General features: G+C 37.4%; 25 protein-coding genes. 13 read left to right on the forward strand and 12 right to left on the reverse strand.

Annotation, left to right across the window (positions count from 1 at the left end):
* Window positions 1-43 precede the first annotated feature (43 nt).
* Window positions 44-1213, forward strand: coding sequence for an MFS transporter (locus RE409_RS03280; protein WP_116821407.1), 1170 nt, complete (start codon window positions 44-46; stop codon window positions 1211-1213).
* Between the two features lie 173 nt (window positions 1214-1386).
* Here RE409_RS03280 and RE409_RS03285 read toward each other — a convergent pair whose 3' ends face one another.
* The 5 genes from RE409_RS03285 to RE409_RS03305 all read right to left on the reverse strand — a co-directional run bounded on the left by RE409_RS03285 (window position 1387) and on the right by RE409_RS03305 (window position 5762).
* Window positions 1387-2124 carry an amino acid ABC transporter ATP-binding protein gene (locus tag RE409_RS03285; RefSeq protein WP_201222172.1) on the reverse strand — a complete coding sequence of 246 codons (738 nt, stop codon included), beginning with the start codon at window positions 2122-2124 and terminating at the stop codon, window positions 1387-1389.
* 29 nt (window positions 2125-2153) lie between these two features.
* Window positions 2154-2858: an amino acid ABC transporter permease gene (locus RE409_RS03290; RefSeq protein ID WP_201183503.1), complete on the reverse strand. Its 705-nt coding sequence runs from the start codon at window positions 2856-2858 to the stop codon at window positions 2154-2156.
* Window positions 2842-3666, reverse strand: a complete 825-nt coding sequence (locus RE409_RS03295; protein WP_053344440.1) for an amino acid ABC transporter substrate-binding protein — start codon at window positions 3664-3666, stop codon at window positions 2842-2844. The genes RE409_RS03290 and RE409_RS03295 overlap by 17 nt, the downstream gene beginning before the upstream one ends.
* Before the next feature lie 510 nt (window positions 3667-4176).
* Complete coding sequence (locus RE409_RS03300; protein WP_309558525.1) at window positions 4177-5241, reverse strand: hypothetical protein; 1065 nt, start codon at window positions 5239-5241, stop codon at window positions 4177-4179.
* Window positions 5220-5762: a hypothetical protein gene (locus RE409_RS03305; protein WP_309558526.1), complete on the reverse strand. Its 543-nt coding sequence runs from the start codon at window positions 5760-5762 to the stop codon at window positions 5220-5222. The genes RE409_RS03300 and RE409_RS03305 overlap by 22 nt, the downstream gene beginning before the upstream one ends.
* Window positions 5763-6162: 400 nt before the next feature.
* Between RE409_RS03305 and RE409_RS03310 the strand changes: the two genes are divergently transcribed.
* Entirely contained in the window at window positions 6163-7059 is an 897-nt protein-coding gene (locus RE409_RS03310) for a TIGR01777 family oxidoreductase (protein WP_201254216.1), read from the forward strand.
* Between the two features lie 73 nt (window positions 7060-7132).
* Entirely contained in the window at window positions 7133-8320 is a 1188-nt protein-coding gene (locus RE409_RS03315; RefSeq protein WP_309558527.1) for an LL-diaminopimelate aminotransferase, read from the forward strand.
* A gap of 65 nt (window positions 8321-8385) precedes the next feature.
* Here the strand turns inward: RE409_RS03315 and RE409_RS03320 are convergent, their stop codons facing one another.
* Complete coding sequence (locus tag RE409_RS03320) at window positions 8386-8628, reverse strand: hypothetical protein (RefSeq protein ID WP_309558528.1); 243 nt, start codon at window positions 8626-8628, stop codon at window positions 8386-8388.
* Between the two features lie 454 nt (window positions 8629-9082).
* The gene (locus tag RE409_RS03325) at window positions 9083-9592 is read right to left on the reverse strand and encodes a DoxX family protein (RefSeq protein WP_201254219.1); all 510 of its coding nucleotides are present in this window, start codon (window positions 9590-9592) and stop codon (window positions 9083-9085) included.
* A 451-nt stretch (window positions 9593-10043) separates the two neighbouring features.
* On the opposite strand from RE409_RS03325, the gene RE409_RS03330 reads away from it, so the two are divergent.
* The 4 genes from RE409_RS03330 to RE409_RS03345 all read left to right on the forward strand — a co-directional run bounded on the left by RE409_RS03330 (window position 10044) and on the right by RE409_RS03345 (window position 13193).
* A complete protein-coding gene (locus RE409_RS03330) occupies window positions 10044-10658 on the forward strand; it encodes an undecaprenyl-diphosphatase (protein ID WP_201182872.1) in 615 nt (204 codons plus the stop codon).
* Between the two features lie 169 nt (window positions 10659-10827).
* Window positions 10828-11817 (forward strand): zinc-dependent alcohol dehydrogenase family protein, encoded by a 990-nt coding sequence (locus RE409_RS03335; protein ID WP_056522260.1) that lies wholly within the window; start codon window positions 10828-10830, stop codon window positions 11815-11817.
* 411 nt (window positions 11818-12228) lie between these two features.
* Window positions 12229-12501 carry a phage holin gene (locus tag RE409_RS03340; RefSeq protein WP_309558529.1) on the forward strand — a complete coding sequence of 91 codons (273 nt, stop codon included), beginning with the start codon at window positions 12229-12231 and terminating at the stop codon, window positions 12499-12501.
* Window positions 12502-12713: 212 nt separating this feature from the next.
* Window positions 12714-13193: a C40 family peptidase gene (locus tag RE409_RS03345; protein ID WP_309558530.1), complete on the forward strand. Its 480-nt coding sequence runs from the start codon at window positions 12714-12716 to the stop codon at window positions 13191-13193.
* Between the two features lie 100 nt (window positions 13194-13293).
* Here the strand turns inward: RE409_RS03345 and RE409_RS03350 are convergent, their stop codons facing one another.
* Both RE409_RS03350 and RE409_RS03355 read right to left on the reverse strand, forming a co-directional pair.
* Window positions 13294-13833 carry a GDYXXLXY domain-containing protein gene (locus RE409_RS03350; protein ID WP_201182865.1) on the reverse strand — a complete coding sequence of 180 codons (540 nt, stop codon included), beginning with the start codon at window positions 13831-13833 and terminating at the stop codon, window positions 13294-13296.
* Window positions 13823-14884, reverse strand: a complete 1062-nt coding sequence (locus tag RE409_RS03355) for a DUF2157 domain-containing protein (RefSeq protein ID WP_201222154.1) — start codon at window positions 14882-14884, stop codon at window positions 13823-13825. Before RE409_RS03355 ends, RE409_RS03350 begins: the two co-directional genes overlap by 11 nt.
* A 321-nt stretch (window positions 14885-15205) precedes the next feature.
* Here RE409_RS03355 and RE409_RS03360 point away from each other — a divergent pair, with 321 nt between their 5' ends.
* The 3 genes from RE409_RS03360 to RE409_RS03370 are packed head-to-tail and all read left to right on the forward strand — an operon-like array spanning window position 15206 to window position 16864.
* Window positions 15206-15526: a PadR family transcriptional regulator gene (locus RE409_RS03360; protein ID WP_056522239.1), complete on the forward strand. Its 321-nt coding sequence runs from the start codon at window positions 15206-15208 to the stop codon at window positions 15524-15526.
* Window positions 15523-16077, forward strand: coding sequence for a DUF1700 domain-containing protein (locus RE409_RS03365; RefSeq protein ID WP_201182861.1), 555 nt, complete (start codon window positions 15523-15525; stop codon window positions 16075-16077). The genes RE409_RS03360 and RE409_RS03365 overlap by 4 nt, the downstream gene beginning before the upstream one ends.
* Window positions 16070-16864, forward strand: coding sequence for a DUF4097 family beta strand repeat-containing protein (locus RE409_RS03370; RefSeq protein WP_309558531.1), 795 nt, complete (start codon window positions 16070-16072; stop codon window positions 16862-16864). The genes RE409_RS03365 and RE409_RS03370 overlap by 8 nt, the downstream gene beginning before the upstream one ends.
* Before the next feature lie 48 nt (window positions 16865-16912).
* On the opposite strand, the gene RE409_RS03375 is transcribed toward RE409_RS03370, so the two are convergent.
* The 3 genes from RE409_RS03375 to RE409_RS03385 all read right to left on the reverse strand — a co-directional run bounded on the left by RE409_RS03375 (window position 16913) and on the right by RE409_RS03385 (window position 20169).
* Complete coding sequence (locus RE409_RS03375) at window positions 16913-17884, reverse strand: bile acid:sodium symporter family protein (RefSeq protein WP_201222150.1); 972 nt, start codon at window positions 17882-17884, stop codon at window positions 16913-16915.
* A gap of 209 nt (window positions 17885-18093) precedes the next feature.
* Window positions 18094-18282, reverse strand: coding sequence for a hypothetical protein (locus RE409_RS03380; RefSeq protein WP_309558532.1), 189 nt, complete (start codon window positions 18280-18282; stop codon window positions 18094-18096).
* Window positions 18283-18798: 516 nt separating this feature from the next.
* Window positions 18799-20169: a hypothetical protein gene (locus RE409_RS03385; RefSeq protein WP_309558533.1), complete on the reverse strand. Its 1371-nt coding sequence runs from the start codon at window positions 20167-20169 to the stop codon at window positions 18799-18801.
* Window positions 20170-20268: 99 nt separating this feature from the next.
* On the opposite strand from RE409_RS03385, the gene RE409_RS03390 reads away from it, so the two are divergent.
* From RE409_RS03390 to RE409_RS03400, 3 genes are all read left to right on the forward strand, one after another.
* Window positions 20269-20391: a hypothetical protein gene (locus tag RE409_RS03390; RefSeq protein ID WP_309558534.1), complete on the forward strand. Its 123-nt coding sequence runs from the start codon at window positions 20269-20271 to the stop codon at window positions 20389-20391.
* 247 nt (window positions 20392-20638) lie between these two features.
* Window positions 20639-21835, forward strand: coding sequence for an MFS transporter (locus tag RE409_RS03395; protein ID WP_201182850.1), 1197 nt, complete (start codon window positions 20639-20641; stop codon window positions 21833-21835).
* A 202-nt stretch (window positions 21836-22037) separates the two neighbouring features.
* The gene (locus RE409_RS03400) at window positions 22038-26723 is read left to right on the forward strand and encodes a hypothetical protein (RefSeq protein ID WP_309558536.1); all 4686 of its coding nucleotides are present in this window, start codon (window positions 22038-22040) and stop codon (window positions 26721-26723) included.
* Window positions 26724-26925: the final 202 nt, after the last annotated feature.

Below are 26925 nucleotides of genomic sequence, written 5' to 3' on the forward strand. Positions count from 1 at the left end.
AAAGTATGCAGCAAATGTGAAAGAATAAAAGGAGAAAAAAATAATGGAAACAAAAAAGGTGTTGCCTGTTCTTTTTTTAGTCATGTTTTTAGTGATGGTCGGCTTTGGGATTATTATTCCCGTAATGCCGTTCCTAGCTGAAAAGGTGGGTGGCAGTCCGACAGAGCTTGGTCTTTTAATGGCTGTCTATTCGTTAATGCAATTATTATTTGCCCCAATGTGGGGACGTATCTCAGACCGAATAGGTCGTAAGCCTGTTATGATGATTGGAATCGCAGGATTAGCGCTTTCTTTTTTCATCATGGCGACAGCAGATTCTTTATGGGTTTTATTCGTAGCTAGAATTGTTGGTGGGGTTTTATCCTCTGCTAACATGCCAACTGCAATGGCGTATGTAGCTGATATTACGACGCCAGAGGACCGGGGGAAAGGGATGGGGATCATTGGTGCTGCTACAGGACTTGGCTTCATCTTTGGTCCGGCAATTGGAGGTATCTTCTCAAAATCAAGTTTGAATTTACCTTTTTATATTGCTGGAATTTCATCTTTAATTACTCTAATTTTAGTGTTTATAATACTGAAAGAATCACTTACAGTAGAAAAAAGATCTCAGCATTCGAAAAATAAAGAATCAATGTGGAAAGCCTTTAATGGACCTCTGAGTATTATGTTTATTCTACAATTGATTATCACACTTTCGATGGCTGGACTCGAAACGACTTTCGCCTATTTCGCAGCTCAAAAGGCTAATATAAGCCTTGTACAATTAGGCTATATCTTTATGATCATGGGATTTGGCAGTGCGATTGTTCAAGGTGGATTAGTGGGAAGGATGACCAAGAAATATGGGGAAGGAGCGGTCATCCGAATCGGGATTATCGTATCGGCCATTGGATTTATTCTAATACTGTTCTCTAATAATTTCTGGACATCTGCAGTTTTCTTAACCATTTTCGGATTAGGGAATGGTTTCATCCGGCCGGCCATTTCGGCACTGTTGACCAAAAATTCTACAACTGGACATGGCAGTGTTACTGGCTTACTTTCTTCATTTGACTCATTCGGTAGAATTGCTGGGCCTCCAATAGGTGGATGGTTATTTTCCATTTCGATAGATTTGCCATTTATTTCAGGAGCTATGCTTTCAGTTTTTGCATTGGTTCTTTATCAGATTTATCATGCACAGACGAAACAAGTTAAAGCATTTGTTTGATGTATGTGCAACCCTAAACAAGCCTGTAGATAACGTCCAAAGTCGGGCAAATCTACAGGTTTTTTCAATAAGTTCGTACAGTCGAAATTGAGATTATACATTTAATGTAAATGAGCAAAAAAACCCTATTTTGCAAATAGGGTTTTTCTATTCTACTTAATATAAGCGCCTTTTTATTGAATCATATTCAAAAAACGGCGTGTACGCTCTTCTTTAGGGTTTGTGAAAATTTGTTCGGGGGTCCCTCGTTCCATAATTTTTCCTTCATCCATAAAGATAACTTCGTCTGCTACATCACGAGCGAAACGCATTTCATGTGTCACAACAACCATTGTCATTCTTTCTTCTTTCGCTAGGTCTTTCATTACTTGTAAGACGTCACCAACCAGTTCAGGATCAAGAGCAGAGGTTGGCTCGTCAAACAGCATTACTTTTGGCTCCATGGCCAGTGCCCTTGCAATTCCCACGCGCTGTTGCTGGCCACCGGACAACTGGAACGGATAAAAATCAACTTTGTCACCTAACCCCACTTTTGTAAGCAATGCCTTGGCTGTTTCTTTCGCTTTTTGTTTTGGAATGTTCTTTACGATAATGGGACCTTCCATTACGTTTTCTACTGCTGTTTTGTGTGGGAAGAGGTTATAGTTTTGAAATACCATTCCTGTCAAACTGCGAAAAGAAGTAATGGATCTTTTACTAACAGGCTTTTTAAACTCCATTAATTTCTGATCAATTTCAATCGTCCCGTCTGTAGGCACCTCAAGGAGATTTAAACACCGAAGAAAGGTTGTTTTACCTGAACCTGAAGGACCGATTAATACAATGACTTTTCCTTGCTCCACTTCCAAATCAATACCTTTTAATACTTCAAGGTCACCAAATGATTTATGAAGATTCTTAATGTTAATCATTTTAAAATCTCCTTTTAATACTGCAGCTCTTATTTTGCTACATAACGATTAAGTCTGTCCTCGATATTTCCTTGAATGAAAGATAAAATAGTGCACAAAATCCAATATAAAGCAGCTGCTTCGATGTAAAGTAATAGAAATTCATAGTTTTTTGCAGCAATTTCTTGAGCTTTACGGAACATCTCTGCTACAAGAATTAGTGATGCAAGCGATGTATCCTTTAAAAGGCTAATAAAAGTGTTTGATAATGGGGGAATGGATACTCGAGCTGCTTGCGGTAAAACAATTCGCTTTAATGCTTGGGTATATGTCATACCAATTGAATAACCTGCTTCCCATTGTCCTTTTGGTATTGATAGAATAGCAGCCCTTATAATTTCTGATGCATAAGCTCCGACGCTTAGAGAAAATCCTATAATAGCCGATATGAAAGGATTAATCGTTATACCTAAGTTTGGCAGCCCGTAGAAAATAATAAATAATTGCACAAGTAATGGTGTCCCGCGGATGATTGACACATATACACGCGCAATTATTTGTAAAATTTTTATAGAAGATAATCGAGCTAAGGCTGTTAGTACAGCGAGAATAAGGCCAAGAACAAATGAAATTAATGTTAGTGGAATTGTATTTTTAATAGCTCCCTCTACCATAGGATAGAGGGAGGTTTGAGCGATAGAAACAAGTTGGTTCATACGCTCTGGGTCAGAGAAAATATTACTTAGGAGAAACATCTTCACCAAACCATTTTTCGGAGATTTTTGCGTACGTACCATCGTCATTCATATCTTTTAGTGCTTTGTTTACTTCTTCCACTAACTTGCCGCTGTCTTTTCTAAACATTAACCCACTAGCTACACCGTTTTCTTCCTCATCAGCCACTTTGATAGGTGCATCGGGGTGTTGTTTTTTATAATCAAGGTAAGATAATTTATCATTTATCGTTGCATCTACACGTTTAGAACCAATAAGCTGTACAGCTTGAGAAAATCCTTCAATACCGGTAACTTCAGCACCATGGGATTTTGCTATATCATTGTAGTTACTTGTTAAAGATTGTGCAGATTTCTTCCCTTTTAAGTCATCGAATGATTTAATATCTGAATTGTCTTTGTGAACAAGTAATACTGCTCCTGATTGAATATATGGGTCAGAGAAATCGTATTTCTTTTGACGGTCTTCATCAATTCCAACTTGGTTTGCGATCATATCAAAACGTTTGGCATCTAATCCTGCAAACATACCGTCCCATTGTGTTTCTTTAAACTCTGCTTTCACACCAAGCCGCTTTGCTACTTCCTTAGAAATTTCAACATCAAACCCAGTTAGTTTGTCTGAATCATCGTGGAATGTGAAAGGAGGGTATGTACCTTCTGTTCCAACTGTTAACACGCCATCTTTTTTGACTTTATCATATAGACTTTCTTGTGAAGAAGATTTATTGTCGGTATTATTTGCCTCATTTTTTGTATTTGAACCACAAGCCGTAAGTACAATTGTGAAAGCTAACAATAGCGATAAAAGAGCAATCGATTTTTTCATTTGATAAACCTCCTAGTAATCTGATAGGGATTGATACTCTGTGATACTAAATTAGAAAGGGCAAAAAGTCAATAGAAACAACTTATATCATTAGTGTTAATGTTTCTTTGCGAATTATACAGATTTTAAGGGATTGAAGTGAATTAGTACTCATAACGAAGAGCTTGTTCTTTTCTACAACTTTTCATTTCTAATATCAACCATTTCGTAAAAATGATGCCTACATAGATTTTCTTTTTATCCTTGAGAACGTTTGTCCTAATTATTCTCAAGATAATTGGAGGGGTCTACCTATCCTTTCTACATTATATGGCATCTGTTCTGATACCGAACTCGCACGTGAGTTTCAAGGTTTTTTTGTCTGGAGGAGACTAAGGAGATTAGAAACGATGGATTTAGAACTTTCCAGAACATAAAGACTCCCATCCACCTTTAGAACTAAGCAGGGGATGGGAGTGTTATTTCTGGATTTGAACCGCCCGAAACTATTGCAGCATCTTTATTATTGGCTTAGTGATTGTCATGTGTTCTTTCCTCTACGCTTACGAAGATAGGGTTCGAATAGAACCAAAGGTCTTTATAGTTACGGTTGTTGATCTCGGCAAAACGTGATTCGTTATCCTCAATATCAGTCTTTGAATCGATCAGCGGCTCACCGTTGCTCGTTTCTCCAGAGACATTTTCTCCCAGATTCGTACCTCTCAAACGGAAATATTGGTCCTTACTCGCTTTGACTTTGTAAGTGATAATATGGTAACCGTCGCCATCAGTTTTCCAGTCTTTGCTTGTAAAGCGTTTAACTACTTTTGTCGTATCATTGGTGTCTTTACTGTAAGCAGGTGTTCCAGGCACAGCTTTCCCAGTTACATCACCGGAAATTAAATCCACGTGATCCACTTTAACCGAATCGCCGTTGTTGTTCTTTTTAGGGCTCTTAAATCGGATTGTAATTTTGACCATTTGTCCTTCCTTCACTTTAAGGTCCCCGCCCATATCTACCTTGCTGCTGCCGCCTTTAGCTTGGAAATCAAGTGCGTTAATCAAGTCACCAAAAACAGAGAATGATTTCCCCGACCGCATGCCGTCCAAGACGGATTGCATTGTGGAACCATTCACCCAAGTGTAATTTTTGGAATATTCGCCAGGCCAGTATCCGCTTGAGTAAAGTCGGTTTTCACTGATTTCGAAATGGGAGTCCGAATTGGAAAAGTTCCAGAACTGACGTCCTTCTCCAAGAAGCGCATCCCATGCACCGCCTACCTTAGCAAGCATGTAATCGGAACCGCCGTAAGTTCTGTTTTCAGGCGTTGTCAGGTTTAAGCCGCCTCTGTCAGGCTCCATCTGGTTTCCGGGCATGCCTTCAAATCCGAACAAGACATCCGGTGCGATATTGTTGAAGTCGCGGAAATCAGATATGGTGTACACCTTTTTTCTCGAAGGGTGATTCAAGATGGCATAACTTGTATTCTTATAATTCTTCTCAAGCCATGCCAAGGCTGTTCGAGCATCCTGGGGTGTCTTATTGGCTCTTTGATCCTGTGCTTTCCAGATGGCTACATCCGTTGAATTGAACATCTTTTCATCCTGGTTGGTAAACAAATACTCGAATTGATTGCCACTTTTAAACTTTTCGATGAACCTGCCTGATCTCCCAAAATTCCTATGCCGACATGCTCGTATGTAGGCATGTCCCATTCGAACCCCGAAAAGATAATTTTATTTTTATATTTGCCCTTTTTCTGCAGTTGTTTCATTTTCGGAGCTTGATATTGAATGATTCCCTGAGACAGCGGAATCGGACCGCCTGGAACCAATTGTCCTTCATCATCCCGTGAAGACATTCTCAAATGGTCGGAAATACCCATCCAATCCATACCATACTTGTCAAATGAGTTGTTGAGCACGTTTTCAAGGGTCTGAGACCCCTCTGCATCGTCGGACTGAGTGGTATGGGCATGATATTCCCCTTTCATCCATCTGCCTCCAGAATTTGTCTGGTTGTTTTCTTCTGCATCTTTTGCAGCGACCGGCAGACTTTGAGAAAAGATGGCTAAGCTGAGAGCCAATACCGTGAATGATTTGAACTTATTTAACATCTTTCTGATACCTCCGAAATATTGAAATAATATTGAACAAGCCAATTTTATTGTAAAAGTATTAAGTAGCTATTTGGGGAGAGTATGGTTTTTGTAAATGAAGAGGGGGAATTTCTGGAATAATCTTTGTGGATTTCTATTCGAGAACCTATAGAAAAACCCCTGTGTTTATTGACGAAAAAAGGGGAAAGCTCTTTAGCAGAGCCTCAAGTTGTCGCGAAACCTTCGACAGCCTTTATATTTATCTTCATTCTTTTATCCATCACGTTAAATTAAAAAGAGTATACTCCTACCATTTAATGTAATTGGGTGATATAATTTTTGTGAATAAATTCACAAAAATAGAAATATCTAGTTAAAGCATTAGCTTTTAACTCTTGAAAGAAAGCGAGTTGGTTATATGAAGAAGAAAGTAGTTTTGGCTGGCGGGACTGGTTTTGTCGGTAAATACTTTGAAAATCATTTCATGAGTTTAGGATATGAGGTAAGAATCATCTCAAGACAATCTCCACATATAAGTTGGAGCAATAACGAAGGAATAAGAGAATCAATTGAGAATTCTGATATGCTAATCAACTTGGCAGGGAAAACAGTTAACTGTCGCTACAATGCTAAGAATAAGGAAGAAATCTTACAGTCACGAACTGAAACTACTAAAATACTCGGAAATGCGATTAAACAATGTGAAAATCCTCCTTCATTATGGATAAACTCAAGTACGGCGACTATTTATAGGCATGCTGAAGATAATCCAATGACAGAGGATGACGGTATCATTGGCTCAGGTTTCTCGGTTCATGTGGCCAAAGAGTGGGAGCGTTCATTTTTTGAATTTCAATTACCTGAGACAAGACAAATTGCTTTAAGAATTGCGATTGTGTTGGGCGATGATGGTGGGGTAATGACTCCTTATAAAAATTTAGTTAAATTTGGTCTAGGTGGTCATCAAGGATCGGGAAATCAAAGGTTCAGTTGGATACATATAGATGATTTATTTAACATTGTCCTTTTTCTTAGAAAGAACGAGGAGTTGAGCGGAGTATTCAATTGTTCTTCGCCTCACCCAGTTACAAATCGCGAGTTCATGGCTTACCTGAGAAAAGCCATGAATAGAAAGATAGGATTGCCATGCCCGAGACCCATGCTTGAAATGGGAGCTTTCTTTATGAGAACCGAAACTGAATTGATCTTAAAGAGTCGCTGGGTTATTCCTGAAAGATTGGTAAGGGAGGGTTACGAGTTTAAATTTGATAAACTCGATGCAGCCCTTCAACAAATACTCAAGAGTTCTAAATAACGGTATAAAACACTAGAGAGTGATTTGCTATAATAATAGATAAAAAGATTATTGAAGAAGGGGAATCCGTATTATGAATTTTACTCCATCTGAAAAAGTCGGAAGATTCACAACAGGAATTTTTTCGGAGTTGGCGACTCGTAAGCAGGAAGCGATGAAGCGCGGGATAGATGTTATCGATTTGAGCGTTGGTAGTCCTGATTTGCCACCGCCTGCATTTGTAGTGGATACGCTGGTCAAATATGCACAGGATACAAACTCATACGGTTATACGCTAAAAGGTACAACTGAATTCCATGAGGCTGTTTTCTATTTTTATCGGCAGCGTTACGGGGTAGAGCTTGATTCAGATAAAGAGGTTCTTCAACTGATGGGCTCACAAGATGGGCTTGCACACTTGGCAACAGCGATGATTAATCCGGGCGATTATGTGTTAGTACCAGATCCGGGATATCCAATTTACGAAGCAAGTGTAAAACTCGCGGGAGGTAACATTTATCCGATGCCACTTACTGCCGAGAATAAATTTCTGCCACAGCTCAATCAAATCCCAGTGGAAATATTGAACAAAACGAAAATGATGATCATCAGTTACCCTGGAAATCCAGTCACTGCACTTGCTGATGAAGCTTTTTTTTCAGAGGTTATTTCGTTTGCTAAAAAGAATGAGATTCTGGTTGTTCACGATTTTGCTTACTCTGAGTTAATTTTTGATGATCATCCTCCGATTAGCTTTATGTCTATTCCGGGTGCTAAGGAGGTTGGGATTGAATTTAATTCGCTATCGAAAACGTTCAATATGGCAGGCTGTCGTATTGGATATGTGGTCGGCAATCATGATGCGTTACATATCTTAGGTACATTGAAATCACACATCGATTATGGAGTTTTTTATCCGATTCAAAAAGCTGCAGAAATGGCGCTTACATCCAACCTTTCGCTGCTGTCCGATCAGGTTAAGGAATACGAGGCCCGTCGGGATGCCTTGATAACAGGTCTTGCAAAAGGAGGATGGCATGTACCTAAATCCTCAGCTACCATGTTTATTTGGGCTCAAATTCCTGCTGGTTGGAAGTCACGCGATTTTGCTTATGAATTGATTGAAAAAGCAGGGGTTACGGTCGTCCCTGGGGATGCTTTTGGAAAACAAGGCGAAGGGTATGTTCGAATGGCCTTGGTCCAACCGGCTGAGAGATTGACAGAAGCTGCAGAAAAGATTCAATTGTTTCTGGAAGAATATCAAAAAGTGGTTCAGGATTGAATATGAAAAGTAAACGAAAAGAGTGCGGAGGTAAGCCGCACTCTTTTTTTGCAGGTCCTTCTCAATCAATTCTTTTTTGCGACTTTATTCAAAATGAAATAGGCTGATATAGCAGATAAAACAGCAATTATTAATGTAGGTATTTGTGAACTTTGAACAAAAATCACTTCTTGGGAAAGTGTATTATTCATGCTCAATGACTCTGAAAAATCAGGGGTATATGTAGCAGTTAGAAATAGACCAGATGAAATTTGCAATAAGGTAAATAACAATAAGAAACTAATAGTGAAAATTAGATACTTTTTCATTTTACACCTCCTCATTTAATTACGAGTATAGCGTACAAAAGTTTCGTTTGATTTTACACTTTTCTGGAAAATGTGAAATGGTGCATTTTTATTAGATTTCTAAAGCCATTCGTTTGGTTCTTAGCTTGTGTCTATAAAGTCCTCATCAAACTCTTCGAAACGTTTAAATCCTTTAGCTTTATAGTAATTTTCTCCGACTTAGTTTCCTATTTCAACATCGGCAATAACTTGCGATAACCCTTGTAATTCTTGAATTAGCTTCTGTAAAAGCTTTGTACGAATTCCCTTTCCTTATGATATTTTATTCACTTATTCTTACTCTATCTAGTGGGATGAAATCCTGCGAATAAGCAAGCATTCGTAAGAAATACTTAATTAACTGAGGGAGTTCAACAAGAAGAATGCAAAAAAGACCGCCTATACTGGCGATCTTTCGAATTTACGTATTAAAAAACTAAGCAGCATTTTTTATCTCTCTTGTTTTTTTAGCAAATAGTTTTTCTTTAAGAGTTGGCATAATCAAACCATCTACCCCATACCTTCCCGCATTAATAGCAGAAACTAGGATAAACATTGACAATAAAACAAGTTGTGGGTTTGTACTTGTAGTACCACTAAACATATAAGAAAAGTTCATCGCTATTCCAAAAAACACTGCTGTTTTTGTAAAACAACCGATTAATAAACCTACACCTACAAATAGTTCTCCCCAAGGTACTAAGAGGTTAAATACCTCTATATTAGGAATCGCTATATTTTTTAGAAATACCACCCACCATTCTTGAACAGCCGGGTGTTCTCCTGTTGAGTTAGCTAGAGCACCCTGTAAAAAGCCAGAAGCATCAAACTGTCCACTTGCTATCTTCCCCCAACCAGCCATAATCCACGTATATCCGATATATACACGTAATACAGCTAAGAGTATAGAAATGTTTTTGTTTTGTCTTAGAGCATCAATCATCATGTTTTCCTCCAGTATTTCAAAATAATAAGTACTAAGGAATATAACAACATCATCGAAAATGATTTACATTATCAATTATATTAAAAATGTATTAAGAATATATAATGAACCTCCTTCTACAATCGGAAGTAAATCTGAGGATTCAGTAAGACTCTTCGGTTATTCAAAAATGCTATTGATCCAATTGTTGAAGTTAGTCTCAGTAAACAGCAATTTATTGGAGTTCTCTATTGAAATTACCATCAGATGATCCCAATTTCGAAGCTAGCTAATATTATTGTTATTTAACCACTCAATCCCGAAGAATAACGCTATAATGCGAATACTAAACCACCTTACAAAAATATGACAAAATTGTAAGATGTGAACCTTAAACTGTTAGGTTAATCGATGGCGATTTATCTCTTCCTCTTTTAAGATTTAAGAAAAAGAGGAAAAAAGGTGGTATGAAATGAGTTTTTTAGAACTGAATATTAATTTATTTAGAATGATTAATGATTTAGGGAAACAATACACATACTTAAATCCTGCTATGATTTTCATTGCTGAGTATATGGTGTTTTTCTTAGCTTTTGGTGTTATTGTAATTTGGTTTACTCAAAATAAAAAGAGTAGAATGATGGTCCTTTGTGCAACCATTACTTTTATATTTGCTGAAATAATCGGGAAGATAGCAGGAAAATTTCATTCCAATAATCAACCATTTGCTGAGTTGACAAATGTTAATAAATTAATTGAAAAAGCAGTTGATAATTCTTTTCCAAGCGACCATACAATATTGTTTTTCTCATTTTGTGTATCCTTTTGGATGTTCAAAAGAGGATGGTGGTTTTTATGGGTCATACCGGCTTTCCTTGTTGGTTATTCTCGTATTTGGGTCGGTGTCCACTATCCAGCAGATGTTCTAGCAGGAGCTATTATAAGCATCATTTCAGGCTCAATTGTTTACCTTATTGTTCCTAAGTTACGCTTGACTCTGAAATTATTAGGGGTTTATGAGAAATGCGAACAATTGGTTATATCTCCTTTAACTAAATCGAAGGGAAAAAAATCTAAGGATATTTAAGAAATAATAACATTTTAAAATTTATGAATAAGTTTCAACTAACTGGTGCTTTACTTCAATAAGAGAGTTGCTTCGGCAGCTCTTTTTCTTATGTCACGAACAGGGCAGGTTAGTGAAAGGTGATATTATAAATATAGATGAGATTTTTTAGTAAAGGAGACTTATTATTTTGGAAGCAAAATGTATTAAGTTCTATGAATTCGGAAGCCCGCAAAGCGTATTGAAAGTTGAAAGTAAAAACATTCAACGACCTGCTAATGGAGAAATCCTTGTGCGTATGAAAGTTCGCCCTATTAACCCATCTGACTTGCTACCAATTCGTGGGGTATATTCTCATCGAATCCCTTTACCTTCCATTCCTGGCTACGAAGGGGTCGGTATTGTAGAAGAGGTGGGTCCTTCAGTTTCTCAAGAACTAATAGGTAAGCGTGTTCTGCCTCTGCGTGGTGAAGGAACTTGGCAAGAATATGTTAGAACATCTGCGGAGTTGGCAGTTCCTATACCTCGTTCCATTGAGGATTATATTGCAGCACAATTATATATAAATCCGATAACAGCTTGGCTTACTTGTACAGAAGTATTAGCATTGAAACCGGATGATGTATTAATCGTGAATGCTTGCGGATCTTCTATTGGTCGTATCTTTACTCAGTTATCCAAAATTCTTGGTTTTCAGTTGATTGCTGTAACAAGAAACAATAAATATACGGAAGAACTACTTAAACTTGGAGCTTCTTATGTAATCAATACTTCGGATAGATCATTACATAATACCGTGATGGAATTAACGAATGGGCGTGGAGCAAACGCTGCTATTGATTCTGTGGGTGGAACAGATGGTTCAGAGTTAGCTTTTTGTGTTCAACCAAATGGAATGTTATTAACCATCGGGCTTTTATCAGGAAAGCCTGTAAATTGGGCGGAAATTTCAAATAGGACAAAAGTGAATGTTAAAATGTTTCATCTTCGGCATTGGAATCAACAGGTATCAGTACAAACTTGGCAAGAAACTTTTAACCTTTTGATAAATTTTATAAACGATAAAAGGTTGAGGTTTATGATGCCAGACTCTCACTATGACTTACAGGAAGTACAGGAAGCTATTCGTGTAACAGAATCCCCTATGAGTAATAGAGGGAAGATTTTTTTATCCAGTTAGCTACTAATTTTTCTTCTTCAACTATAAATCAGGCAGTTTTTAATAATAAGATCGTTTTTTGAAAAAATAGTGGGATTGTTCTTTGAGAAAAGGAAAAAAAGAAGTTTTACTTTTAGTTTTCTATTTCGTAATATTTATTTAAAGTACAGTCGGGTGCGTACGTTCATTAAGAAGTATGGAAAAGGTATTAATAAAAGTATCATTTGATTAAATAAGTTAAGAGCATGTTTTGAACAGTCCTTTTTCAAAACATGCTTTTTCTTTAAATTATAAGTAAGGAAATCAAAGTATAAAGCGATATATTATTTTCATAGGATTCCCGAACACTAGAAGGACAAGCTACATAAAATATAGCAAGTCCGTACTATTTTATGAACTGAAGTGGGCTTAATATAAATAAGGGGCATAGCAATGATTAACTGGAAAGTGCGTTTTAAAAATCCGACGTTTATTTTTACAGTTCTTCTCCCTGGGCTTTTAATATTAACGCAAATGGTTGCAGCGTTCATTAATAACTTTATCCACCCGATTGGTTTTACCATTACCGATAATGCACTGAATGGGGCGATGGGGATTATTAACTTTATTGCGCTTACATTCTTTGGGGTCGGCGGTGTGGTTGATCATACTACTAAAGGTCTAAGCGACAGTGATGAGGCTCGAAAATATGAGGAACCTAAGTAATTGGACGAACCTTTTTCTACTAAAAATGTAGAAGAAACCAGATGTCACCGTTTATTTTATGTAACGGAACATGTGGTTTTTTTGTTTTTATTTAGAGAATTTATGGTGAATAAACGAAGATGGTAGAAATAAAAAATGATTTTAGGAATCAAATCAAAACTTCATCATATATTTAAAATTGTGTTTCATTTACAGATTGGGGAGGAAAAAGAATGAGTCTTAGTTTACCAGTTTCAAAATGGCTTGTAGCAATTGTTTCACTTGTAGCATTGGTTGCAGCATTTATTTTCGGTCCAGCTAATGCATCAGCATCAATCAACTATGGCGATGAAGTTGCCGCCTTAGCGGAGAAGCAGGTGGGGAGCCCATATAAATATGGAGGAACGACACCAAAAGGATTCGATGCAAGCGGGCTTACTCAGTATGTCTATAAAAATGCAGCGACAGAAATGAAAATTCCGAGAACAAGTGCAGAACAGTATAAAACCGGTAAAGCCGTGAAGCAAACAGACTTAAAAACAGGCGACTTAGTGTTCTATGCAACTGGCATGAAAGGAAAAGTCTCATTTGTGGGCATCTATAATGGAAAAGGTACTTTTGTGGGAACCACAACAAAAGGTGTAAAGGTAGTTAAAATGAGCGACAAGTATTGGAAAGATCGATATATTGGGGCTAAACGGGTCATTAAGTAAAAGCTCTGATATTCATAACGGATACTTTATAATATGACTAGCAAAAAGAGCATCGAAAATCTGATGCTCTTTTTGCTAGTCTCGGATAGTTGAAAAACACTTACTCAATGATAATATCTGTTAATACAACATTACCATTTCTAACCTTTACTATAGCAACTGAAGGTTTAGCCAAAGCGTCTGTTTCCATTTCCTTAGCCTTTTCTTCGGATGCATAATAATTGTCTAGGCCGTATCTAATCTGAACAGTTGTAGCTCTTTTTAAGTCATAAGGAATTTCTAATTCTCCTTTTAGATAAACACCTTTGCTGGGTTTTTCTTTCGTTACTAAATCGACTTTATATAGACCATCACTGCTTTGTTTTAGTCGTACATATACCTTTTTATAATCACCCATATTTCTTGTTTTAAACTCAGAAATAACAGAGTCATCAAGTTGTGAAGGCTTAACGGTCTCTATTTCGTAATTCAGAGCCACATAGCTGCCCCGGAACAGGTCCGTCGGGTCGACTGGGGCGGTTTTGATTTTGATTTCCTCTCCGGTCATGGTAGTCCAGACGGGAGGAATCGCCAAGACTAAAAGAATCAAGATTGGAATGGAAAATACGATGAGCGGTCGGAAGAATAGATTATTCTTCATTGAAATCGCCTCCTTTTTTCCGTTGGTTTTCAAAGAAGAAGCCAAAACCAATAAGCATGATGCCGCCGATTATGAATGTAAGCGATTTTGGCAGGAAGTCAAAGGAATCAATATAGTATCTGAAAATCAGTGCACATATTATCACAATGCTGGTTAAACTGCCCTTTAGAATGAGGTAAAGCAGGAAAATAAAATAAGCTATAGGGAACCATATCGAAAATTCAAAGGTAAGGAAGAGTGCGGTGATTCCATGTAAGATATGCCCTTGTATGTGGGTGGTGCTTTGTAATTTAGATGGAAATGGAAGATACGCCAGTATAATTCCCAATACAAACAGAATGGAAAGGACGATCGTATTCGACTGTTTAAAATCTAACTTCGGTACAAATTCCATTAGAAATAAGGCGATTGTATTGATGGCTAATGCGTTAATAAAAAAGCCCAAGGCCTTAGGATAATCGAATTTTTTTAATAGAACATATAAAAACGGTATAAATACAAGAATAGCAAGCGGGTAAGACGTTTCATCAAGGAATATACTTCCGTTAATATAAATGAAAAGCAGAAAGGAAGTAAAAAGAAGGATGAAGACGTCTTTTAAATAGTAACCAATGAATACTGTTCCAATGGCCCATAATAAAAAGGAACTGTTGAAATTGATGCTAATGTTAAACATCTGCTCAACTAGAAATATGCCTGCTCCGAATATCAAAATTCCAACATAATGTAAACTCCGGGCTGTTTTGGGAAAGCGTTTCTGCCACTTAACACCAGCGAAGTTTACTCCAATTAGACACGCAATTATTATTAGGAATTTTACTCCCTTATTTAAATATATCCAGTTACTGGCAACGAAGGTTAATACCCCAAGACCTAAAAGAAGCGCCCCGATGGACAATAAAATAGTAATGAAACTTAAATTCTCCTTCACATCATAGGAATCTAGCATCTTTTCTTTTTCTTGCTCAGAGATAACTCCTCCTGTTTCAAGATACTTAAGTTCGTGTTCAAGAAAATCAAACTGCTTTTTCGTTATTTCTTTTTTTGCCAAAGTAATTCCTCCTTCCATATATTTCTATTATATAACTTATTCTCCGTTAGCTATTAATATATGTTAATTTTCTCTTACCCTCTTTTGATTACACTTAACGGAAATTACGATATATACAATTCTGATTAGTTAGGCGGTCAGCTCAAATCATAAAAAAATAGGATAATTACAAGGAAGAGGGTAAGCTTTTAAATATTTTTTTACAGTACCTTGCAATAAATAGTACCATGTGGTAAATTATTTGCATAAGATGTATTGTTCGTCGTTTGGTACTGTTTAATGAATAGTACTAGAAACATACTAGAAGGGAGTGATGGTACATTGAATGTACAATTTAAAAAAGGTGTTTTGGAACTGTGTGTCCTTGTGCTGTTGGATAAGCAAGACCGTTATGGCTATGAACTTGTTCAGAAGATTTCAGATCAAATCGAAATATCGGAAGGTTCGGTTTATCCACTTTTACGACGATTAACGAAGGAAGAGTATTTTACGACATATTTGCAAGAATCAACTGAAGGGCCACCGCGTAAGTATTATAAGTTAACTGACAAAGGCCGGGAGTACCTTCACGAATTGCTGACAGAATGGACCGAATTTTCTAATGGGGTCAATCAATTAATCAAGGAAGGTGTGGGCCAATGAATAAAGAAGAATTCTTAAAACAATTGGATGCCTCATTAAAAAGGCTTTCTCTAGAGGAACGGCAGGATATCCTGCAAGATTATGAAGAGTATTTCGAAATTGGGTTGGAAAAAGGAAAAACAGAGCAAGAAATTTCAGAAGCTCTTGGAAACCCGAAACAAATTTCCAAGGAACTATTGGCATCCTACCATCTTGGTCAAGTCGAGGAAACGACTTCCGCTGGAAATGTCATGCGAGCTGTTTGGGCAGTTATTGGTTTAGGATTTTTTAATATTGTGATTGTATTAGGACCTTTTATTGCATTGCTAGGGGTTGTTATTGCAGGGTGGGCATCAGCGATAGGATTCATTCTTGCTCCGTTTGGCGTACTTCTTAATCTGATTTTAGGGAGCTTTCAATTATTTGATTTGTTCTTTGCATTGGGACTTTGCGGGATTGGAATATTCATAGCGATGGGGATGTTTGTCGCTACAAGTGCTTTAATTAAAGGATTTATTCGCTATTTGAAATTTAACGTTTCCCTTGTGAAAGGTGGTTTGAAACATGGTTAATATTAAAAAATTATCGATTATTGCACTTGTTCTGTTATTGGTTGGTGTAGTAGGCAGTTTGTTTACATTTTCGCAAGTGACGGATAAGGAATCCACTACAGAGAAAAAATCGATTACAGATGAGGTAACGGACATTCAGGTTATTTCTGACAATGCAGCTGTTGAAATTATCCCAACGACAGGTACTGAGACTAGTGTAGAGTTAGTATCAAAAGGTGTGGATGTTTCTAAGCTGAATTTTTCTGCAGATGTGGAAGGAAAGAAGCTTGCGATAAAATTAAAAGATAAACGTTCCTTTAGCTTTGGGTTTCAAATTCAATCATTACATTTAAAAGTGTATGTGCCCGAGAAGGCTTATAAGTCCTTTGTCGTTAAAAGTGATAATGGAAAAGTGCAAATGGCTGAACTGGAGATAAAGAATCTGAACGTGGAATCACAAAATGGCCGAGTTGAATTAAATGATATAGTAACCGAAAAAGTAGAGGTGAAATCTGCTAACGGAAGAGTAGATCTTAATAATGTAGAGGGAAATCTGGTAGGTTCCTCGAATAACGGCAAAATCTCCCTTGTCACAAAAGACTTAGATCGGAATATTCAATTGGAAAGTGACAATGGCAAAATTATGATTAAAACAGATAAGGAGCCGACCAATACAACCTTTGATGTTCATGTTGATAATGGGAAAATCGATATTCTCAATAAATATGAGGGGAATGTTGTCATTGGTAAAGGTGAAAACATGGTTAAATTAGAAACGAATAATGGGAAAATTGAGATAATAAAATAGCAACAAAGCGAGAAAAAAGCCGATTCCGTTGGAATCGGCTTTTTTCAGTTAAGCAGCCATTTTATTTTCTTGAACTGGCTTAGGCTTATGATAATACCTGTTTAAGAATGAACCATAAACGGAAGCGAGTATTTGTTGGAAAAGAGTACCGAGAATGACAGGAACAGCAACGGCGGCAGGGAAATAAGCAACGGCAAGAGCAGCTCCTGCAGCGATATTTCTCATACCTCCTGTATAGGTGACGGTAATAATCTCTTCTTTTTCCCACTTCAGGAATTTTCCGACCATCCAGGATAATAGATAACCAGAAAAGGCAATAAAGAAGACCATAATAGCCATTTTGATTAATTTTGCATCGATATGACTTAAATATGGAGCAACTTTCGCGCTGTTTAAGGTCACACATATACCAAGTGCTATTTTAGAAAAGGGAGCTAAACGCGGTCCAAGCATCGGTTTTATTTTTCCCTTGGTAATCTGATTCAGTACCATCCCAATCAGTGAAGGAATGACAACCATTACGATTAACCCTTTCATGATTGCCATGGTATCCATTTCAACCGATGTTCCGCTGAAGAAAGCAACGCTATACGGCACAATAATCGGTGACAAGAGCGTATCGATTAAGACAATCGTCAAAGTGAGCAGGGTGTTCCCTTTGTAAATGGATACCCAAAGCAAACTGGTAACACCAGTTGGAATCACAACACCTAGAACTAAACCAGTTATGGTCAGATTGTCTCCAGGAAACACCAGGTGTCCAAGTAGCCAAGCCCAAATTGGCATGACAATATGGAGGATACAAAGGACCACAATTATCGGTAAGGGATTGGAAGCGATACGCTTCAATGAACTGAAATCCGACCCTGAACTTCCGGAAAATGTAATAAATGCAAAAATCCAAGGGACGAGGAATATATAGGAATCTAAATAACTGGCAAGCAATACGCCGACCACTACACCAGTTGGCGTGATAAAAGGCATAGCCTTTTCAAGAAAATGATTTAACTTCTGTAACAACAATTTCACTCCTAGCCAAATACGTATGATGATAAAGGCAAGCTGCTTCGTACTATCATGTATGTAAAATCCCTGTGAAAGTCCCAGCAAAGGAAGTTTCACACTATCATCTGTAGATCAGGTGGAGAAGAAAAAACGAAGTTTTTAATAATAATAGAAGGTGCTGATAGTCTTTTCGTTTTTCATATTATCATAGCGGGGGTAATTTGCTATGGTGCGGTTTTGATATTGTGGAATAAAATTGCCACAGTTTTTTGTTTATTATGGATAATAAATCCATTGGAGTCGAAAACCTTTGTATCCTTGGAATGGATATACATTTTAAGCAGGAGCTTTATTTTTTTCGTTTCTTCAATACGGTCAGGCATTCCATATGCTTTTGTAATTCGTGAAACCATGGAATAGCTTCTTGTTTCTTGAGTATCTTCATTATTTTCCTTTTTTTATGAAAGTAGAAATCATAAACTTTACTTTGAAAAGATGATCTTCTTTATGAGGAAAAGGGGGGCCTACATTCATCCCCTTAATCATAACCATTCTTAGTTCCTTTGTTAGTAAAGTGATTTAGATCCTTTCTTTAGACCCTTTAATAACTTTTTTGCCGAAAGCCTTGGTATGACTGATTCGAATAGAATCTATCAGGGGAAAGAAGAGCATCATTTAGTTATCCACAGCATGTAAGGCACTATTCACAGTATAAAGAGTTCAATGCACACCTGGATGAAGGGTGTCTACAGTCAGGGAAAAGCTAATTCACAGAACAACTTCAAAATTATCAGTCCTCAAAATCAGAAAAAGGGAGGGAGGCAGCTACATAAGGGAATAGGTATTGGAGTGGAATGGAGAAAGGAATTTTTATGCATGACAAAAAACACTCGCCCAAAAGCCAGTGTTTCTGTTAGCCATATTTTATCCTAATTTTTCATATGATCTTTTTGGATAGCAAAATAGGATCGTATAGCTTCTTTTTTCTGTTTCAATACATCTAGGACGGATTCGTTATTATTTACATTTTGGTACATCGTACTATGTTTCTCAAGTTGTTCGTATGTATGCTTTTTAAGTGTGTTGAGATAATCGGAAATAGACTGATCCTTTTTTAGAATTCGCTGTTTTCCGCGTATAGACTTTTGATCAGTATCTTCTGTACCTACTATGACAGAATTCACGCGTGAGATCACCCAATCTTCACACCATATGCTTAGTGTTCTATGAATCTTAAACGCCTTGTCATGCTTCACACGGATCATATCAATATGCTCATTCACTTCTATATAATCCACATTTCTCGCTAAAGATCCCTCCGAAATTCCGCGGTGCAAGTGTTCGCGCTCCATTAAGTTTTTAATGCAGGCAGCCTGGTGTGCATACGTGGCCAATTGTTCCAGTACTTCATTATAAACGATTGTACTAAAATAAGCGGAAGCCTGTTTTGGATCGGCTAATAGATGCTTTTTGTTTGACAGGACTTTACCTAACTTTTTAAGTGAAGTGCTATACACAAATCGAGCCAGTTTTAACAAATCATCTTTTATAGGTCCATGTGCAGCTTTAAGAAACGAACGGTAGATATATTTTCCGACCCGTTCTAGCTCCATACAGACTTTATCTTCTATATATTCAAGGAATCCTGCTTCATAAATTGTTTTCCGTACCAACATCCTCTCCGTACGATTTTCAAGATAATCCTTCAACATTCCTTCTTTGAAAGAAGCTAAAATGATTTCTTTCCGTGTGAAAACGGAGCTGGCAATAGTGAAGGTTACCATGTCGCCTAATGTTTGGTTAACTGTTTCCATGGCATCAAGTACATCCTGTCTTTTGAAAAGGGAACATTCTGAATGGACAATTTCATCGTAGTGCAGCGAGACTTCTTCAGATTTATTGACAGACATATTGAATGCTGCCATGAGCATGAGTCTCTTGGAGGGCAGGGATAGGCTTCGGAAGGCATTACTATAGAAGAAACGGTATTTTTTACAGTATCGGTCCTTTTTACTGTTGAAGCTGAGACTGCCTGTCGGCCCGAGATTGAATTTATATTTTGTTATCTCCTGTTGAATGGGAAGGAAGATTTTTCGGCCGCAGCCAACTTGTGGGGATGAAAATTTCTTGATGATCTTTTTCAGATATTTTTCAGTCGTTCCAATCCCTTTAGCCATTTTGTGGAGGGGACTCTGAATCACACCATCCCAATCCATATGAAGGAGGGAATATAAACATGTGTCGAACTCCTTGGAGGATACATGGCGTATTAAATATCGGTAGGTTTCTTCATAAATCATTGTTTTCGGCTCCTTTTTTTCACAAGTCAAAGGCTATTTTTCTTTCACAGTCTATATAAACTTTTAAAAGGAAAAAGTAGCATGTCTTAAAAAAAAAAAATGGAGACAAAGAAAACGATGCCTAAAATGAATTTAGTGAATGCAGATATTATGGGAACCTTAACAATTGGAAAGGCAGGTGCAGCCAGTAAAGAAATAGTAAGTGCGCATACAGATGGGTAACATACCATATGCTTCTTAGGGGATAGAATAAACGCTAATGTAAAAACATACATTACTCCTAAATCATGAGATTTTTGTGTATGTACATATCATTCTTTTATGTTCATGAAGATTAGAAAACTTGGTCCAGTTTCAAGCTGGGCTTATCATTTTGAATTTTATTTAGGAACACGAAATAAATCATTCGCTTATTGTATCTATTTTTAGTAAACTGGCAATAACTATTTGGATTAGAAGGTGAAGGAAAATGAGGGAAACCTTAGTGGATGAGAGGGTAAGAGGTTCTGATAAAATATGGACACGTGACTTTATCATGATTTGTTTGGCAAATCTGTGTATTTTCATGGGTTTCCAAATGACGATGCCAACCATCCCGCTGTTTGTTGAGCAGCTTGGAGGGGACGATCGCCTAGTAGGGGCTGTCCTAGGGATTTTTACATTTTCCGCTCTGCTTGTTCGGCCAATTGCCGGAAAATTATTGGAAACGAAAGGAAGACGTATTGTTTTTCTTATCGGGTTAGCCATTTTCGCTATATCCGTGGGTTCCTTCGGTTTTATGGGGAGCATCGGATTGTTATTTTTAATGCGCATTGTACAGGGAGTCGGCTGGGGTTTTTCTTCAACAGCTTCAGGCACCATCGCCTCTGATATAATTCCGGCCAAACGCCGTGGCGAAGGGATGGGGTATTACGGATTATCGGGCAATCTAGCACTCGCATTCGGTCCATCACTGGGGCTTTTTCTAGTTACAGTCCTTCCATTTCAAGAGCTGTTTCTGATTTGTTCTTTGTTAGGATTGTTTGCTGTAATAATGGGATCGATGATTCGATATCAAAAAGTGGAAATAAATCCGTTAACTGCTGTGGCTGCAAAGAGGTTTGATATTTATGAGAAAAGTGCCCTGCAGCCATCTCTACTTATTTTCTTTATTTCCGTTACATTTGGCGGAATCGCAACTTTCCTGCCACTTTATACAGCAGAAAAAGGTGTGAGTGGAATTCAGTGGTACTTCTTGCTTTATGCAATGGCTCTCATGGTCACGAGATTATTCTCTGGCCGATTATATGACAGAAGAGGCCACCGGGCAATCTTTGTGCCATCAACAGTGCTAATCATGACAGGTATGCTCCTGTTAGCTTGGATGCCAAGTGAAGCGGTACTATATATAGCTGCGGTGCTATATGGATTCGGATTCGGTTCAGTTCAGCCGGCCTTGCAGGCATGGTCGATTGAAAAAACAGCACCCAATCGTAAAGCGATGGCAAATGCCACTTATTTCTCATTTTTCGACCTTGGAGTTGGTATAGGAGCTATTGTTTTCGGACAGATTGGCTACCTTTTCGGCTATCGGAGTATCTATGTCACAGCAGCTGTCTCGATTTTCATCTCGATTATAGTTTATTTTTGGATTGTTAGAAGTGAGGGTAAGTTAAAAATAGTATAGAAATTTTGGATGACTCCATTGAGGGGTTATCTTTTTTTTGTAGCAAAATTTGTCCGATTGAATGGAAATGGTTTTTGGTAGATTTAAGGGGTTATCCGACTTGGATACTAAATATATAAAAAATGGAAAAACTTTGTTATTATCTAAAAGAGATTATACATACGATAATATAAGGTCTAAGTGAAGGAAGGGGAATCTTTGGATGGATGATTCTTCAAATGAAGAAATGACATTAGAAAGAAGGAAGCAGATTTTCCAAGAAGAGCTTGAAGTTTTATGGGAAAGGCGGCTCATCCCAAAAACAGAATATATACGGATTAGCAGGGCGTATGATCGGCATTTTCAAAGAGCCCTTTATAAACAAAAACGATTAGATAATGAAAAAAAGCAAGCTAGTCTCAAAGCAGAGACAATATTGAAAAGTGAGGCAGCTGAGAAGAAGGTTCAGGATAACCTCGTTATAGATGAAGAATCACATCAAGAAGGAGTACAAGGGATACCTATATTTGACGAATCAATAATGAATGATAAGAAGGTTTCGGATGTCCCTAACGAACCAGTTATAGTAGAAAGACCTGAACTGGTCATCGCGAGCATCCCTGAAAGGAAACCTGTTAATCAACAGCGGGTAATCAAGCAGGAGAAGCCTGTTCAACCAATAAAGCCAAAGAGAACACCCGAGCAAATCCGGGAACGGAATATCTCTGTCGTCCTGCTCACGGGGGTAATTTTACTTCTATTTGGAGGTTTAATTTTGGCAACCTCATCATGGGGGAATTTGAATGCGGTTCTGAAGGTGTTTTTCATAGGAATGGTATCCGTCGTTTTCGCGGGAATGGCCTTTATCGCCTGGAAGCTGAAAATTAAGCAGACGGCTTTTGCTTTCCTGACGCTTGCAGGATTATTTATTCCAATTACGATTTTATCAGCTTCATATTATCAGATATTTGGAGAGTACTTATCGCTTAATGGTGAAGGGCGGGCTCTACTTGGTTTTCTTGGAGGATTACTTTGCTTTGGCATATATTTCAAGATTGCTGATTACTTTAAGTCAAAAATATTCATTATCATATCCATATTAACGTTTGCTGTTACCTGTTACTTCGGTTTTGCTTTTGCGACTCCAACGATTGAGTGGATGTTTTTGACGGTTAGTGTCCTTAATCTATTGCTTTTATGGAATGTTGAACAGTTGAAAAATAGGAATAAATTAGTGTTATTCAAACCGTTCATTTTTCAATTCATCCTTTTTAAAATCATTGTGGAAACCTTTGTTATTTTGACATTATTTTCAAGTAACCTGGTTTATTCGATAACATTGATTGTCATTTCTGTTTTGTTTTTAATTTTTGCAGTCAAATTTCAAAAGAAATATTATGAAATTGCTTTTAGTGCTATCTTCACTTACGGATATATCCATTTTGTTTATAATTCATTTTTCAATGAATTCATGGTCATTGCTTTTGCACTTGTGCCAATCATTTTTATGGCGCTTTCGACTTATATGGCTAAAGCAAAGGAGCCTAAGTTATCTAAGAACTTTATGTTTACCAGTTTGATTGAGAGTGGAATCGTTTTTTTATATATAAACGCGATGGTTTATCAGGAAAACTATGCGCAAATTTTTGTTGCGCTTATGATACTATCTGCTCAGTTTGTCTATGTTTCACTTCAATCGAAAAATACGTGCTTCACGTATCCAGCTGTTGTTGTTTTTAATTTAGCATTTGTATATCTTTGCTTTGCTTTTCAATTCTCGTTTACTACTGTTTTAAATCTAATATTCGTGCTTCAGGTTTTCAAGTATATTGGGCTGTATTTATATAATCGCCACCCAAGCTACAGTCTATTTAAGCAAAGTGTCTTAATTATCTCTCCAATGATAATGGTGGGGGTATTAACTAGTAAATTGATTGAAATGGATTGGCTTGCTGTTAGTGCAGCTCTCGTCCTGATTTCTGGACTTTTCTTTATTACCTATGTAAAAGATGATACAAAATCTATGATGGAAACAGCCGTATATGGATTTCCGATTTCTTTCGTATTAGCGTTGGTTGCCTTCTATCCATATTTGTTGGAAGGTAGCGTTTGGGTCAGTTCAAATATCACTGTCAGCCTTTATTTAATGGGGACAGCACTGATTTCAATCGGAGCGGCCTACGCTTTAAAGAGTAGATTTCCAATATTCTTTCCTGTCTTTACCTATAGTGGACAGATTCTTTCCTTCCTTGCTTTTATACTGATTCCATACAGTGAGTTGAATCCAATGGGTGTAACAGGTTTAATTACTATGGCGACTGCAATAAACGTATGGTCTGTTCATGTACATCGGAAACATATATTCTGGCTGCCCGTTATTATTACAAGTGCCAGCCTATATGGTTCGCTTTACGATGTTTTTGATTTTAACCAGGTGATATTTAAGATTGGTTTCGCGTTGTTTGGTCCTTTTATCTTTTTCATTGTAGGAGAATGGCTTGGGAAATATTCAAAAAATGGGAGACTATACTTTCTTTACTCCAGCCATCTTGCAAATTTAGTGGCGATACCTGTTGGATGTTTACTCATTGTCCATACGAATAGCTCGCCGTTTCTATATGTTACGCAGCTATTGATATATATCTTAAGTGCCTTGCGTACGAAAGTGAAATGGGAAAAATACGTCTTTACGTACCTTGGGTTTTCAGTGCTTTTCTTACAGGTGCTTCTGTTTTTAGCCAACGTGGAACAAATAAAATTTGTTACTTCGATTTGCTTGATGATTACAGCAGGAATCATTACCATTCTATGGGCAGTATCTAATAAGAACTGGAAAGATATCATGGAATATTACCTCATTCCATTCATTCATTTGGCGGTCAGTGTTTCGATATTTGAAACGGCAATCCGTGATGTCCCACTAAATCGGGAGATCATTTGGGTGGGGTTTGTGACTGTACAGATTGTGTTTTCCTGGTATCTGCTCATAAGAAGGAATTGGCAGAACTTTGTTGTGGTTCCTCTTAGCCTCGCTTTCATTTTCTATGCGATGTTTGTAAATAGTTTACCTCTGGTTATGGGGATAGTTGTACTGTTTGCATGTGCAGCTGTGATGGTATTTGCTAGCCGTCGCTATTTTAAAGTGCTAATTAAACAAGAAGGTAAAACGAGGTTCATTGATTATTATAGGGTATACGGCTTGTTATTTTTGATTTATATGAATGTGAAATTTTTAATGACCGAAACAGGTTATGAAATCCTAGGAATTTTCGTTTCACTATTGTTGCCGAGCTACTTTATCCTGATGAGAAGCTTTTCAATTCAAGCGAAGGAAAGAAACATCTATTCAGATATAGCGACTGTCGTCAGCCTATATCCGTTTATGAACATCCAAGATTACGCGCACAGACTCCCGATTTTTACGAGTATGGCTGTTCTTTTCGTCTGTATGATAGGGATGTTGTTGCTAAGCAGACGCTATTCCAAAGGACTAATCAAGAAGAACGGATCAGGCACCACAATTGATCCTTTTAGGATTTACGGTTTGTTATTTTTGATTGATATGAATGTGGAAGTGTTTACGAATGAAACAAAATACCAGGTGCTTCAAGTCTTAGTATCGCTCTTGATAACGGGCTACTTCATATTACTGAGAAGCTTTACAGGCGAACTAAATGAACGGAAAATCTACTCCAATATTGCCGCAATCGTCAGTCTGTATCCTTTCTTAAGCATTATGAACTATGTTCACACCCTTTCGATTGTATTAGGATTGATTGTTCTTTTCATCTGTATGTTAGGAATGGTAATGCTAAGCCGTCGCTATTTCAAAGTATTGATTAAGAAAGAAGAAACAGGCGCAACGATTGATGCTTTCCGGATTTATGGTCTTTTATTTTTGCTGGCCATGAATAGAGAAGTACTAGTGAATGAAACGACATATCAGTTACTGCAAGTCTTTGTATCACTCTTGATAACGGGCTACTTCATCCTGATGAAAAGCTTTACAAGTAATGTGAAGGAAAGAGATATCTATGTATGGCTTGCTGGAATTCTAAGTTTGTATCCGTATTGGATCATCATTAAGTATGCAGACACGTTAGCTCTTCCGATTGGCATCACGGTCCTTTTCGGATGTACGATCATAATGGTGATACTAAGCAAGAGATATTTTAAAGGGATACTAACGAAAAGCGAAATTGGCCTTAGTATGGATTTTTACCGGGTATATGGGTTGCTGTTTCTTTTTGCAATGAATATAGAGGTTCTGATGAGTGGATCAGTACATTTCATTCTAGAAGTTTTCGTAGCACTTCTGATTCCGGCCTATTTCATCTTGATAAGAAGCACGACGACTGATCGAATGGAAAGAAAAATCTATTTGGCTGCCGCCATATTGCTTAGTTTGTATCCGTATTGGGTCATCATCAATCAATTTTCGATTCCTGCTGTCCTCGAGGTAGAGACCGAGATTCTGCCACTGTTTATTGTCAGTACTATATTATTGAGGAAAATCTTTGTTAAAGGCAAAACTACGCAATATATCGAGATTGGAATTGTCTTTCTCTTGTTTTTAGTCTTGATAGGCGATGCAATGGCGAGCAATACCTTAAATGATGCGCTTATTATCGGAACGATTTCATTATCAGCATTGCTCTTCGGATTCATGATGAAATACAAATCGTATTTCATAGTAGGGACCGGGACAATTTTATTCAATATTTATATGAATACGAATTCGATGTGGAGTGAGATGCCATGGTGGCTGTATTTAATCATCGGCGGAGGGGTGCTTATCGGAATTGCTTCCTTTTTTGAATGGAAAAAACAAAAAGATAATAGGACATCGAAGGAAGTTCTTGAGAAAAATAAACAAAGAATTAAAAATTGGTTCAATCGATGGAATTAATAGAGCTTAACTAAACTAAGGCAGTAGCCAAAGGCTTTTACTTGAAGGAGTAAGAAATGAAATTTTCAGTATGATTCAGTTAAAGTGCCTCCTTTAGTAAAGGGGGCACTTTAACATTGGTGCATCTATTATTGATGAAATTCATATTTCGGGTGACTAGAAAATAATAGACCTCAATTTTTTAGGAGGCTCATTTCTTCTA

The sequence above is a fragment of the Peribacillus sp. R9-11 genome (assembly GCF_031345095.1).
Lineage (GTDB): Bacteria > Bacillota > Bacilli > Bacillales > DSM-1321 > Peribacillus > Peribacillus butanolivorans.